The organism is Qingshengfaniella alkalisoli, from assembly GCF_007855645.1.
GTDB classification, from domain to species: domain Bacteria; phylum Pseudomonadota; class Alphaproteobacteria; order Rhodobacterales; family Rhodobacteraceae; genus Qingshengfaniella; species Qingshengfaniella alkalisoli.
Genome location: NZ_CP042263.1, coordinates 1 through 13,985, shown reverse-complemented (window position 1 = coordinate 13,985; position 13,985 = coordinate 1). Strand labels below are relative to the sequence as shown.

The window sequence follows — 13,985 nt, the reverse complement described above, 5'->3', positions numbered from 1 at the left end:
GCCCTGAAACGTCAGGCGGCGCGATGTGTCACCGCGCCGCCCCTTTGCCTTAGTCTGCGCCGCTGACGCGGATGCCGGTGTCCGGGCGCGGATGGAAAACCTTCTGCACGAAATAGATCCCTATGGCCGTGCCCACACCGACCAGGTCCGTGATCAAACCACCTTCGATCATGAACAGCGCTGCCGCAATCAGCGCCACACGCAGGAACCACGCGGACCGTCCGCCCATGAACCAACCCTGAACGCCGGAGCTGAGAAGGAATACCCCGAAGATCGCCGTTGCCCCCGCCCGCAGAATTTCAAGCGTCGCGCCATCCATCAGCAGGGCCGAGTTGTAGAAGAACATGAACGGCACGATGAAGGCCGCGATGCCGATCTTGAATGACGCAACGGACGTCTCCATGGGGTTGGCCCCCGATATCCCCGCCGCCGCATAACTGGCCAGCGCCACCGGTGGCGTGATGGCTGACACGACCGCGAAGTAGAAGACGAAGAAATGCGCCGTCAACTGCGGGATGCCAAGCTGCACCAGGCCCGGCGCAACGACCGAGGCCGCCACCGCATAGGCCGCCGTGGTGGGCATCCCCATCCCCAGAAGAATGGCGATACACATCGCGAAGACCAGCGCGAGCAACTGGCTGGCTTCCGCCAGACCCAGCAGCAGCGCCGAGAACCGTGCCCCCACACCCGTCAGGCTGATGACGCCCACGATGATGCCCGCACAGGCACAGACCGCGATAATCTGGATCGACATCACACCGGCCAGTTCGAACGCCTTGGCGATGCCGCGTGGCCCCATGCGAACGGGCGTCAGCCAACTGACCACCGCGGCCGCAATGGTCGCAAGCGTCCCCGCCCGGATCACGGAATAACCCATGAACAGCGCATAGATCAGGATGATGATCGGAATGAACAGGTAAACCTGTTTAACCATCTGTTTGAACTTGGGAAGCTCGTCTTCTCGCATTCCGCGCATGCCCAGCTTGGCGGCTTCGAAATCGACCATGAAATAGATCGACACGAAATACAGGATCGCCGGGATGACGGCAGCCAGTGCAATTTCCGTGTAGGGGATGCCGGTGATCTCGGCCATGATAAAGGCGCCCGCCCCCATGATCGGCGGCATGATCTGCCCGCCGGTCGATGCGGCGGCCTCAACCGCGCCCGCGGTCTTCTTGTGATAGCCGACCTTCTTCATCAGCGGGATGGTCAGCGATCCGGTCGCCACGACGTTGCCCGCCGAGGTGCCGTTGATCATGCCCATCAGGCCGGAAGCGAAGATCGCCACCTTTGCGGGGCCACCCCGTGCGCGACCGGCGGCGGCAAAGGCGAAGTTGACGAAGTAGTCGCCCACCTTGGACGCCTGCAGGAAGGCCGCGAAGATGATGAACAGGATGATGTAGGTCGAACTGACCGCCGTGGTCGGCCCCAGAATACCCGCATCCGAATAGACATGGCCGAAGAAGCGGTGCCAGGTGTAGGCTGTTTGCACCTTCAGGATTCCGGGCAGCAGATGTGCGGTGAACGTATAGGCCAGGAAGATCGCCGTGATGACTACCAGCGCCAGCCCCGCCACGCGGCGCGTCAGTTCCAGGATCATCGCAGCGCCCGCCGTGGCGGCAAAGGCCACACCGACCGGCACGAAGGGCGTGCCAACGGAATTGCGTGCCGCCGTCCCATAGATCGCGACCAGATACAGCGCCACGATGACCGCGCACAACGCCAGCACCAGATCGCTTACGGCAAGACGGGTGCGCTCTCGCTTTTCAGACCACCCCAGCGCGATCGCCCCGAAAGTAGCGATCAGCAGCGGCACGCCGAACCACCATGTTTCTTGCGCATAAAGTTCGGTCCCCGCCATGGCCACCCATGTCGTCAGCCCACCCATTTGCGGCAACTCGCCGCTGCCGAGCAGTTGGATGAAACCGATCACGGTCCATAGCGCAACGAGCGCTGGCGCGAACAGCACAAGCCCCACCTTGGACAGGCGCTGCGTTTCCACAACCGGATCATCTCCGAAGATGCGCGGTGAGAACAGCACGAAACCCAGCACCAAAGCGCCCGCGATATGCACGATGCGGAAGTTCCACGTTTCCATCGGGAATTGCGGCAGGAAGGGAAGCTCCACGCCGGTTAGGTCGGAAATCGACAGCCCGTTCAGCGCGGCCATATGGAAAGCCGCATAAAGCGCCGCAACCGCCGCGATCACGTAATAGGTGCGGCCTTCGAATTGCCGCCGGTTCTTTTCGACCGGTTCGTCGTCAACGCCATCGGCAATGACGGCCTGGTCGGTCTGAGCTTGCTGGTTACTCATCAAGTCCCCTCCGCTGCCCCGAAACAAGCAGGGCAAAACATGTTGGGCAGGCCGCCGTACCCCGAAGCAGCCTGCCCATCCTCGATTTTCTTGTTGGCTTACATGCCGAAGATCATGTCGTCCGGGATGTCAGCGTCCGCGTTTTCCTTGAACCACTTGGCCGCGCCGGGATGCCACATCAGAACGTTGTTCTTGTCGTAGTTTTCCGGAACGGTCGAACGGGCCGCGCGGTGGATGTTCACCATGCGCTCATTGTCGGACATGACGACATCGACGACCGCCTCGACGAAGCTTTCAGGCAGTTCGCAATTGGCGATGGCGAAGTTCCACATGCTGACGGAGCGGGCAGGCCCTTCCAGCGTGGTGTAGGTGTCGGCCGGGATCTCGAATTCGGAGATCGGGAAGGCCTCGATCAGCGCGGCTTGTTCTTCTTCGGTGAACTCGATGATGTTCACGTCGGTTTGAACTTCCAGCTGGCTGACGGCAGGCACCGGGATGCCGGCGGCAAAGGCGATCACGTCCAGCAGACCGTCCTGAAGCTGGCCGCCAAGGTCGGACCAGCCACCGTTGCGGCGTTCATAATTCACACCCAGCGTGTCCATCATCAGCGGGAAATAGGTGTCCGAGGTGGACCCGGCCGGGCCGAAGCCGATACGCGCGCCTTCCGGGATTTCCGACACCGCCGTGATGCCCGAGGACGACAGCGCCGTTACGCTGAACGGGGTCTGGTACATCGGGAAGATCGCGCAGGCATTGGTCATCTGAAGACCCGGCGCAATCGGGTTGGTGCCTTCCAGCGATTCACGCGCCGGACCCATGGTCGTCATGCCGAATTGCGCCTCGCCGGTGTGCACGAGCGCCATGTTCTGCATCGGACCGCCCGTGACTTCGCCGCCACCAGACAGGCCCAGCTCTTCTGCGACCAGGTTCGCCCAGCCGGAACCGTAGGCGAAATAGGTGCCGCCCTGCGACGCGGTGCCAACGGTGAAGCTTTCCGGCCAGCCTTCACGGTCCTGTGCGCTTGCAGCGGTTGCGGCAACAGCCGTGGCGGCCACGAGGGCGCCCAGTTTCATAAAAGTCATGTTGTCCTCCCAGACAGTGTCTCGTTACTTGACGCGGACGTCCCGAAAGGGCGCCCATTCACGGCGGAAATCCCGCCGATGCACGGAATGCAGCACCCGAGTGCGCGCTCGCCCAGTCTAACACAAGTCCCGGGACACCCTGCAGGTTATCGGTGCCGCGTTAATTTGTTCAATTGTGCGGAGGTCTGCACAAAGCCGTGCCGAACCGTGCGGATATCCGCACAGATTCAGTCGTCGTCTCGGTAATCCGCGCGATCCAGCCCGTGCTTTTGCATCTTCTCATAGAGTGTGCGCCGCGAAACCCCGAGCGCGCGATACGTATCCGCGATGCTGCCACCATGCGCCGTCAGGCTGGCCGAGATCAGGGATTTCTCATACCCCGCCATACGGTCTGCCAGGCTGGGCTCTGCCGTCTCGCTGCTGTCCTGCGGACCAAGGTTCAGATCCAGCCCCAACGCATAGCGGTCGGCGGCGTTGCGCAGTTCACGCACATTGCCGGGCCAGTCTCGCGCCGCCACCTGCGCCAGCACTGCGGCGGGGACATCGGGCGTGGACCGCTTGTGCCGCGCCGCCGCCTGATCGACCAGATGCAGGAACAGGTTTGGGATGTCTTCGCGCCGCTCGGACAGCGGTGGCACGCGCAACGTCGTTACGGCGATGCGATACATCAAGTCCGCGCGAAACGCGCCCTGCGACGCCGCCTGTTCCAGATCCACCTTGCTGGCGGCCACGAAGCGCACATCCAGTTCAACCGGCTCGCTCGTGCCCAAGGGGGTGATGCTGCGGGTGTGGATCACATCCAGCAATTTGCCCTGCACCGCCATCGGCAGGCTGTCGATTTCATCCAGAAACACCGTGCCGCCGCGCCCGTGTTCCAGCTTGCCGTAACGTGTCCGGATCGCGCCCGGGAACGCGCCCGCCTCATGTCCGAACAGCTCGCTTTCGATCAGTTCCGCAGGCAAGGCCGCGCAGTTGATGTGCAGGAAAGGCTTTTCGTTGCGGTTGCTGACGCGGTGAAGGGCGCGGGCGACCTCTTCCTTGCCGGTGCCGGTTTCGCCCACGATCAGCACATCCGCATCTGTCTGCGCAATCGCCCGCAATTCCGCCCGCAGCCTGTCCATCGCTGCACTGCGCCCTGTCAGCCGCGATTCCACCGCGTCGCGCCGCCCCACTTGCCGTCGCAGCACGCGGTTTTCAATGGTCAGCCGCCGCTTGTCCAGCGCACGACGCACCGCCTCGATCAGTCGCTCCGAGGCGAACGGCTTCTCGATGAAATCATACGCCCCCGCCCGCAGCGACTGCACCGCCAGTTCGACATCGCCATGACCTGTCACGAGGATCACGGGGAAGTCGGGGTCGATCTCCAGCACCTGTTTCATCAGCGCCAGCCCGTCCATGCCCGCCATACGGATATCCGTGACCAGCACACCGGGGAAGTCACGGGCGATGTGGACCAGCGCAGCCTCCGCACCGTCGAAGACCTGCGCATCCAGCCCCGCCAATTCCAGCGTCTGCTTGGCCGCAAGCCGCAAATGCGCCTCGTCGTCGACGAACAACACCGTCCTGCCTGTCATTGCGCGGCGATCTCCTGCCCCTGTGCAGTCGCCCGGCACAGCGCCAGTTCGAACACCGCCCCGCCCTCCGGATGGTTCCGCGCCGATAACGTGCCGCCGAAATCCCGCACGATGTTGTAGGAAATGGACAGGCCCAGCCCCATCCCCTTGCCGGGCTGCTTGGTGGTGAAGAACGGATCGAACAGCCGTTCCGCCGTCTCCGTATCCAGCCCGTCGCCGTGATCGCGCAGCCGCAGGATGACCTGTTCCGCATCCGCATCGATCGTGATCTCGATCAGCGGTGCGCCCTGCCCGTCCATCGCGTCCAGCGCGTTGGTCAGAAGGTTCAGCATCACCTGTTGCAGCCGCACATGCCCGCCATGCACCCAGATGTCCATGCGCTCCGAATCGGGCGCGTCGACCACCGCCCCTGCCGCATCCAGCCGTGGCCGCGCCAGCGCCAAGGCATCGCGCAAGATGGGTGCCAGCGGGATTTCATTCACCGCCTCGCCGGGTCTGCGGGCAAAACTGCGCAGGTGCTTGGAAATGGACGCCATGCGTTCCACCATCCCCGAGATATGGCCAAGGTTTTCACCCGCCGCCCCCGTCTTGCCCGCCTTCAGCAGCAGCACCGCGTTTTCAGCGTAGGAACGGACCGCCGTCAGAGGCTGGTTGAATTCATGGCTCAGCGCCGCGGACATCTGCCCCAGCGCCGCGAGTTTGCCCGCCTGCACCAGTTCGGTCTGGGTGCTGCGCAGGCGTGTCTCGGCGGTCTTGCGTTCCTCGACCTCTTGCTGAAGCTGTTCGTTGGCGGCGTTCAGTTCCGCCGTGCGTTCGCGCACGCGCCGTTCCAGCAGCGCGGTCTGGGCGCGTTCGGCCTCCATCCTGTCACGCAGACGCGCGCGGCGTTGCCCGACATTGAGCACCACCAGCCCAACGATCAGCACAGCCGCCACGGCAATCATCACGACATTCGCCGCCTGGGCCCGCGCGGGACCGGTGGGCGTCAGGATCGTCACGGTCCAGCCTGCCTTGGGAATGGTCTGGCTGGAGGACACGAATTCCTGCCGTTCGCCGCCGGTGGTAAACCGGCGCAGCGTCAGGCCGTCGCGCAGCACCCGTGCGCTATTGTCCAGCGGCAGCACGTCGCCCAGCGGGTATTGGCGCTGTGCCTCGATCTCGGCCACCGCACGACCGCTCAGCGGCTCCAGCGCCCGGAAATGCCAGTCTCGCCGGTTCGACATGAACACGATGCCCTTATGATCGGTCACGATCAGGTCGCTTTCATTCTGCCGCCATGTTTCCTCGAACCCGCCTACCGTGAATTTCAGCGCCAGCACCCCGATGATGCGGTCACCGTCTTCCACCGGGGCTGCGAAGAAATAGCCCCGCTCGCCCGATGTCGTTCCCAGCGCGAAATACCGCCCTGTGCCACCGTCAAGCGCCTGCGTGAAATAGGGCCGGTAGCTGAAGCTGCGCCCCACGAAAGACCGCTGCTTGTCGTAGGAGCTGGCCGCCAGCGTCATACCCGTGGTGTCCATCAGGTAGATGTCGGACACACCCAGTGTATGGATTGTCTGGCGCAGGCGTTCATTGACCTCCGCCAGCAGCACGGGATCGTCCGGTGACATCAGCAGCGCCTTCAGCGCGGGACGCTCGGCAATAAGCGCGGGCAAGGGCTCATAGCGACTAAGCGCCTCGTTCAGCCCCTCCACAGCAAGCCGCAGGGTCGCCTCACCCCGCTTGCCCGCCTGCACGAAGAAGGCTTCCTGCAAACGTGGATAGCCGATCAGCCCCAGCACCAGGCACAGCAGCGCCGCACCGACCGCCCAGCGGGTGGCACGGCGGGTCCGCGCGGTGTCGGGGTGGGTCAGGCCGTCCGTTATCATGGGGCGAGTATGCCTATTTCCGCCCCGTTGACCAGCCGCACGGCGGTCGCAGGACGCCGGGGAACGCCCTGCGGATCGCGCCTAGCCGACGGGTTCCGCCCGCAGTTGTGTGACCAGCTCCGCCCGCAGGGTGCGTGCCGCCCGCACCAGGTGGGTCAGCGAGGCCTCGACCTCCGGCCAGCCACGGGTTTTCAGTCCGCAATCGGGATTGACCCAAAGCCGTTCGGCCGGAATGGACGCGGCCGCCAGACGCAACAATTCGGTCATGCTGTCCGTGTCCGGCACGCGCGGTGAATGGATGTCCCACACGCCCGGCCCGATATCATTGGGATAGTCGAACGCCCGGAACGCATCCAGCAGGTCCATATGCGAGCGCGAGGTTTCGATCGAGATCACATCCGCATCCATCGCGGCGATAGCGGGCATGATATCGTTGAATTCCGCATAGCACATATGTGTATGGATCTGCGTCTCGTCTCGCACGGGAGCCGAAGCCACGCCGAACGCCTCCACCGCCCAATCCAGATAGGACTGCCAATCTCCCTGGCGCAGCGGCAAGCCTTCGCGCAGGGCCGGTTCGTCGATCTGAATGATGCGGATGCCCGCCGTTTCCAGATCGTCCACCTCGTCGCGGATCGCCAAGGCGATCTGGCGGCAGGTGTCACGGCGCGGCTGGTCGTCACGCACGAAGGACCATTGCAGGATTGTCACCGGCCCTGTCAGCATCCCTTTCATCGGCCTGTCCGTCAGCGATTGCGCGAACCGCGCCCAGTCCACTGTCATGGGATCGGGCCGCGACACATCGCCAAAGATCACCGGCGGCTTCACACAGCGCGAACCATAGGACTGCACCCATCCGTTGCGGGTAAAGGCGAACCCGTCCAGCTTTTCGCCGAAGTATTCGACCATGTCGTTGCGTTCGAATTCGCCATGGACCAACACGTCGAGTCCCAGTTTTTCCTGCCGCGCCACGCAATCGCGCGTCCGGTCCTTCAGAAACGCCTGGTACGCGTCATCCGTCAACGCGCCCTTGCGGTGCAGCGCACGGGCCTTCCGGACGTCCTGCGTCTGCGGGAACGATCCGATGGTCGTCGTGGGCAGCGCGGGCAACTTCAACGCCGCTTGCTGCGCCGCACGCCTGTCCGCGAAAGGGCTTTGACGTCTGGCATGATCGGCGGTCGTCGCGGCCTCCCGTGCCTTCACCTTCGGGTCGTGGATGCGACGCGACGCCTTGCGGGACGCCACCGCGGCGGCAGAGGCATCAAAGGCCGCTGCGCTCGCCCCCCTGCCCTGCTCTGCCGCGCGGGCCAGCGCCGTGACCTCGCCCAGCTTCTGACAGGCAAAGGCCAGCCATGACCGGAACTCGTCGTCCAGATCCGGTTCCAGGTCCAGATCGACCGGCACATGCAGCAGAGAACAGGACGGTGCGATCTGCACCCGGTCGGGACCAAGCGCCTCGACCGCCCGCGTCGCCAGCCCCAACGCCTTGTCCAGATCCGCCCGCCAGATGTTGCGCCCGTCGATCAACCCCAGAGAGACAACCTTGTCGCCCGCCCTGGCCAGCACGTCGTCCAACTGCTGCGGTGCGCGCACCAGATCGACGTGCAGCCCCGCAACCGGCAGTGATGTGGCAAGGTCCAGATTGTCGCCCAGCCCCCCGAAATAGGTGGCCAGTATCAGCTTCGGCCCGGCCTGCGCGAGCGTTGCATAGGCCCTGCGCAGCGCGTCCGCCTCCGCCACCGTCAGGTCGCGGGCAAGGATGGGCTCGTCGATCTGCACCCATTCGGCGCCCGCCTTGGCCAGCTTGCCCAACAGTTCCGCATAAACAGGCAGCACCCGGTCCAGCAGATCCAGCGGCGCCAGCCCTTCACTGCGCGACTTGCCAAGCGCCAGCCACGTCACCGGCCCGAGCAGCACCGGGCGCGTGTCCACCCCCTGCCCCTTGGCTTCGAGATACGCATCCAGCGGCGCGGTCGAAGCCAACGAGAGGTTCATATCCGCGGATATTTCCGGCACGATATAATGGTAGTTCGTGTCGAACCACTTGGTCATCTCCATCGCCGCGGCGGCTTGCGTGCCACGCGCCATCGCGAAATACGCGGCTTTGCCAGACAGCCCCGCGAACCGGTCCGGCACCGCCCCCAGCATGGCAGTCGTGTCCAGCACCTGATCGTAAAGTGAGAAGTCATTGGACGGGATGACATCCAGCCCGGCATCGCGCTGTGCCGCCCAGTTCTTCTGCCGCTGCTCTGCCGCCACGCGGTCCAGCGCGGCCTCGTCCACATCGCCCTTCCAGTAGGATTCCAGCGCCCGCTTCAATTCGCGTTTCGCGCCGATGCGTGGAAATCCCAGATTTGCTGCCTTGACCATGTTGCCCTCCGTTTAGGTTGGCTTGACTGCTAGCGGGAATTGAACATGAACAAAAATGGCAATATGTCTTTTACTCATGAACAGGAGTCATGATTGTGATCGACCTTCAGCCGCTTGCCATTTTGCGTGAAATCGACCGGACCGGCAGTTTGACACTCGCTGCCGACAAGCTGCACCTGACGCAATCCGCCGTGAGCCATGCCATGCGTCGGTTCGAGGAACGCCACAGCGTCACGGTCTGGACGCGTGAAGGCCGCGGTGTGCGGCTGACCCATGCGGGCCGCTATCTGCTTGGTGTCGCGCAGCGCATCCTGCCACAGCTTGATCACGCCGAAACCGTGCTGGCCGATTTCGCCGAAGGGCGGCGCGGGGCGCTGCGCGTGGGCATGGAATGTCACCCCTGCCAGCAATGGCTGATGCAGGTGGTGACGCCCTATCTGGCCACGTGGCCCGCCGTCGATCTGGACGTGACCACCGCCTTCCAGTTCGGCGGGTTGGCGGCGTTGCTGGGGCATGAAATCGACTTGCTGGTCACCCCCGACCCGATCGAACGCCCCGGCCTGCAATATCTGCCCGTCTTCGATTATGAATTGGTGCTGGCCGTGCCGGACACCCACCCTCTTGCCGGAAAGCGCCGCGTCGCGCCCGATGACCTGACAGACGAGGTGCTGGTTACCTATCCCGTTCCGCGCGACCGGCTAGACATCTTCACGCGGTTCCTGGTGCCTGGCGGCGTGCTGCCGCGCAGGCATCGCACCGTGGAAACGACCGATCTGATGCTGCAGCTCGTGGCCTCTGGCCGGGGGGTCAGCGCGATCCCCGACTGGCTGTTAGCCGAGGCGCAGGGCGTGCAGGGTCTGCGTATCGGGGATGGCATCTTCAAAAGCATCCATCTGGGCATGCGCAACGAGGACCAGCCCGACTACATCACCGGCTTTCTGGACATCGCGCAGGCCACGGCCGTTTGGCCCCGCCCATCGCAAATGTGATTTGGCGGAACCGGGCCCGCGCGCCAATCTGACGGCATGTTGTCACGCCGTGCCTTTTCCACCGCCCTCGCCAGCGGCCTCGCCCTGCCCTTCGCCCACCCGTCATGGGCGCAATCGGGGCAGGATATCCGCAATGCCGTGCAAACCATGTCGCAGCTACATTCCATCCAGGTCCGACGCGGCGATGACCTGCTGGTGTCCGAAGCCCCGCGCGGCCCCGGTCTGGACCGGCAGGCCAATATCAAATCCTGTTCCAAAAGCATCGTTGCACTGCTGCTGGGCACGTCGATTTCGCGCGGCGAGATCGCCAATGTCGATGCCCGGCTCGGCGATGTCGCGCCCGGCCTGATCCCCGGCGGTGCCGACACGGGGGTCGCGGATATCACGATGGAAGACCTGGTGACGCTGCGGGCAGGCCTGGAGCGAACCTCGGGTGCGAATTACGGCGGCTGGGTCAGTTCCGGCAACTGGGTCGCCGATGCGCTGTCACGCCCCATGATCGCAAAGCCCGGCGCACGAATGCTGTATTCCACCGGATCGACCCATGTTCTGGGCGCGGCGCTGACCGAGGCGACGGGTGCATCGCTTCTCGCGCTGGTCCGTGCACGTCTTGGCGACCCGATGGGCTTCGACGTGCCACCCTGGACACGCGACCCGCAGGGCTACTATCTCGGCGGCAACGAAATGGCGCTGACACCCCGCGCAATGCTGAAGCTTGCGCTGTTGATGCGCGATCAAGGCGCCTTCGACGGACGGCAGATCGTCGCCCGAGATTGGATCGATGCCTCCATTACGCCGCGTGCACGCTCGCCCTACTCTGGCATGAGCTACGGCTATGGCTGGTTCCTGACGCGCTCGGGATATGTGCTGGCACGAGGTTATGGCGGGCAGGTCATCGCGGCGCATTCGCGGCGCGGTCTGGCGATTGCCATTACCTCCGACCCCACGCAACCGGCGCGATCCGGTGGCTATTTCGGGGATTTGGTACGACTTTTGGACGGCCCGGTCCTGAATCTGGCCTGAAACGCGGATTCCTGACGTAGATTCAAAATGTTAATGCCTTTTCGGTGCTGAAACGGCAGCGTTCCACGCTTTTCCCTATTTTCGAGTCCGCTGAAACACGAAACGGCACCGATTGGCATTTCGCCCGGTGCCGTTTTGTTATCACGCGCCGCGTTTGAAGCAGCGCCCTAGTCCTGATCCGGATCCAGCTCCCGGAAGAAGGCAGCGACGGCAGCCTCCATGCGTTGGCGATCCACCTCGGAAAAGTCGCGCTTCATCCGCAGTTCCACGCGCCCGTCGCTGGCCGCGCAACGCACTGTCCCCGCGGGGACAGTCTGGCGGAAGGTCGTTTTCGCGGTGGGTTTGCTGGGGGCTGCCGCCTGCTTTCCCGGCTTGGACGGTGTGGCAAATCCCTTCAGAACCTCCAATTCTCCTTCCGCCGTAGACACGAAGGACGCGGTCAAACGATGCCGGATCTGCGGGGCAAGCCCGTCTTCTTCCGAAAGACGCTTGGCAAGTTGCAGCCCCAGAGCACGCGGGATCTGCGGCGCGAATTTCAGATGGCTTCCTATCGCATCAAGCAGCGTCACAAAATGCTTGATGTAGCTGCGCTTCTGCCGTCCAGCTGACCCAAACAGAGCCTTCACCGCATCGTCGATATCATCGGTCGCCGTGTCCGGGTCCTGCACATAGGCGCGGGCAAGCTCCGCCATTTCGGCGAACGAGATGTCCTTGCGGACCATGTTCTCATCCACCATGCGGCGGTAAAGCGTCTCCAGCGTCTCGCCCTTGGCGGTCAATCCAGCCGGAATCGTGGCGTAGATTTCTTCGCCTGTTTCCTCGAACAACTCGCGATAGGCCGTCAACCTGCGATAGCCCTGAACCAGTTCATAGGTATCGCCGTCCTGTTCCACGCGGATCGGGTTGGACAAGCCGACCTCGCGGATCGACAGCTTCAGTTCTTCCAGCTCCTCGTCGCGTCCCGGCTTGCGGTCGCGCGCCAGTTTCTCCGCCCGGATCGCATCGATCGGGATCAGATCGGTGACCAGCCCTGCCTTTTTCAGCCGGACATGTTCATGCGCAAGCCGGTCGTTTTCCTCGCGGATCGCGGCCTCGGCTTGTTGCCGTTCGCGCAGGGCGTCGGCATTTTCACCGATGGCTGACGCCATTGGCCCGCGGCGCCCCACAGGTTCTGCACTTGGCTGTTCGGGTGCCGGTTCTTCATCGGGAAAGTCGATATCGAACACACGTCTCTTGCTCATCTATCTGCCTCCAGTTGATCCCATGCCGCGCACAGGTTTGTGCGGAATTCCTCGTATGCGCCATCAAAGGACGCGCGCGCACGCCGCCATGTTTCACGGGTCATGTCACGGTAGTCTGTTTCATAGATGGAACTGAGGAAGCGTCCGGACTGCTCCACCGCACGGGTCATTTCGATTGCGTTCTCGGCCAACCTGTCGCCAAAAACCTTTTCAAATGCCGAACGCATCGCGCGGTGCAATTCGTTGTTGGGTTCATACCGTGTCAGCAAGAAGCGGATGTCTTGAAACGCCTTGGGCAGGTTGAGTGTCCCCGCGGGGACACCTCCCGAAAACCGCGCCAGATCCTCCAGGGCCTCGGACAGCTGACCGATGAAGCTGGTGGTGGAATCGTATTCCCAGTAGCCCGGACCGGACGGGATATAGAGCACATCCGCGGCAAACACCGCGTTCATCGACTGATACCCAATCGCGGGCGGACAGTCGAAGATGATCAGGTCATAGGCATCATCGGGCAGCGTATCGAGGTAGCGCGACACCGCCGCGAAAAACGACCATTCCGGGTTCACATGCCGGTACTGGGCGCTGGCAAATTCAACGAAGGCCGCGTTGGCACAGGACGGCACGATGTCGATCGTCGGCCAGCTGGTCGGCTTGATGAAGTCACCGGCGCGCAGATCGGCAATGCCCATCTCGGTGATCGCGGCGGGCAACTTGCGCTGGGGCAGGCTGGCGCCGCTCTCCGCGCCGCGCGCGGCGGAATTCATTCGTTCGGTTTCATGCACCAGATCGCGGGCCATGATACCCCATACGGTGAAATCCTCGGTTATGTCAGACAAGCCCATCGAATGACTGAGCGTCGCCTGCGGGTCGAAATCCACGCAGAGAACACGGTAACCATCCAGCGCCGCAGCATGAGCGAAGTGAAGCGCGACCGTCGATTTACCCGCGCCGCCCTTGAAGTTGGCAATCGCCGCGCGCACCGCGCGTTTGCCCTGCGGGCGATAAGGCATCAGGGATTTGCGGTTCAGCTTCACGCGGCGGCGAAGTTCATTGATTTCTTCCAGCGTGTACCAGCGCTGCCGCCCGTCTTCTTCGACCATACCCTGGGGCAGGGTGGGGTCATTGGCGAGCCGCCCGCGCAATGTCGATTGGTTTACATTGAGGATCAACTCCGCCACCTCCCAACTGGAAAAGCGGCGCAGGGTCTTCTCAAGCTCGGGTGAATATGTCTGACGTCGGATCCAGCCCTGCATTTTCAGTGACTGCGCCTGTAGCTGCGCCAGGTCGGCGTGTGTAAACATTCTGCCTCCTGTCCCCGCGGGGACGTTATTTCCTGCTCATTATGAATTTACGCTTTAAATGAATATTTGGCAAAATCAATATCCGTGTATATAGTGAATTCAGGTTTTCGGCAGCTTTCCCGCCCGGAACGGCCCTGCGGAGGGAGCGACATGGAATCAAGGTTCTAGCGCCCCAGCACCGGAACCGGGGGACATAAAACTGGCAGGGATTGCCTATTGGGGG

Annotated in this window: 9 protein-coding genes; 2 read left to right on the top strand and 7 right to left on the bottom strand. The window is 63.2% G+C overall.

Annotated elements, in window-relative coordinates; all coding sequences use genetic code 11:
• Positions 1 to 49: 49 nt before the first annotated feature.
• The 5 genes from FPZ52_RS13550 to metE all read right to left on the bottom strand — a co-directional run bounded on the left by FPZ52_RS13550 (position 50) and on the right by metE (position 9,208).
• A complete protein-coding gene (locus tag FPZ52_RS13550) occupies positions 50 to 2,314 on the bottom strand; it encodes a TRAP transporter permease (RefSeq protein ID WP_146366153.1) in 2,265 nt (754 codons plus the stop codon).
• A gap of 98 nt (positions 2,315 to 2,412) precedes the next feature.
• Positions 2,413 to 3,387: a TAXI family TRAP transporter solute-binding subunit gene (locus tag FPZ52_RS13545; protein ID WP_146366419.1), complete on the bottom strand. Its 975-nt coding sequence runs from the start codon at positions 3,385 to 3,387 to the stop codon at positions 2,413 to 2,415.
• A 236-nt stretch (positions 3,388 to 3,623) separates the two neighbouring features.
• Positions 3,624 to 4,970, bottom strand: coding sequence for a sigma-54-dependent transcriptional regulator (locus FPZ52_RS13540; protein WP_146366152.1), 1,347 nt, complete (start codon positions 4,968 to 4,970; stop codon positions 3,624 to 3,626).
• The gene (locus tag FPZ52_RS13535; RefSeq protein ID WP_146366151.1) at positions 4,967 to 6,838 is read right to left on the bottom strand and encodes an ATP-binding protein; all 1,872 of its coding nucleotides are present in this window, start codon (positions 6,836 to 6,838) and stop codon (positions 4,967 to 4,969) included. Before FPZ52_RS13535 ends, FPZ52_RS13540 begins: the two co-directional genes overlap by 4 nt.
• 81 nt (positions 6,839 to 6,919) lie before the next feature.
• Positions 6,920 to 9,208: a 5-methyltetrahydropteroyltriglutamate--homocysteine S-methyltransferase gene (gene metE, locus FPZ52_RS13530; RefSeq protein ID WP_146366150.1), complete on the bottom strand. Its 2,289-nt coding sequence runs from the start codon at positions 9,206 to 9,208 to the stop codon at positions 6,920 to 6,922.
• A 95-nt stretch (positions 9,209 to 9,303) separates the two neighbouring features.
• On the opposite strand from metE, the gene FPZ52_RS13525 reads away from it, so the two are divergent.
• Positions 9,304 to 10,197, top strand: a complete 894-nt coding sequence (locus FPZ52_RS13525; protein ID WP_146366149.1) for a LysR family transcriptional regulator — start codon at positions 9,304 to 9,306, stop codon at positions 10,195 to 10,197.
• A 36-nt stretch (positions 10,198 to 10,233) separates the two neighbouring features.
• Positions 10,234 to 11,220: a serine hydrolase domain-containing protein gene (locus FPZ52_RS13520; protein WP_146366148.1), complete on the top strand. Its 987-nt coding sequence runs from the start codon at positions 10,234 to 10,236 to the stop codon at positions 11,218 to 11,220.
• A gap of 167 nt (positions 11,221 to 11,387) precedes the next feature.
• On the opposite strand, the gene FPZ52_RS13515 is transcribed toward FPZ52_RS13520, so the two are convergent.
• Both FPZ52_RS13515 and FPZ52_RS13510 read right to left on the bottom strand, forming a co-directional pair.
• Positions 11,388 to 12,461: a ParB/RepB/Spo0J family partition protein gene (locus FPZ52_RS13515; RefSeq protein WP_146366147.1), complete on the bottom strand. Its 1,074-nt coding sequence runs from the start codon at positions 12,459 to 12,461 to the stop codon at positions 11,388 to 11,390.
• Complete coding sequence (locus FPZ52_RS13510) at positions 12,458 to 13,762, bottom strand: AAA family ATPase (protein WP_146366146.1); 1,305 nt, start codon at positions 13,760 to 13,762, stop codon at positions 12,458 to 12,460. Before FPZ52_RS13510 ends, FPZ52_RS13515 begins: the two co-directional genes overlap by 4 nt.
• Between the last annotated feature and the right edge of the window lie 223 nt (positions 13,763 to 13,985).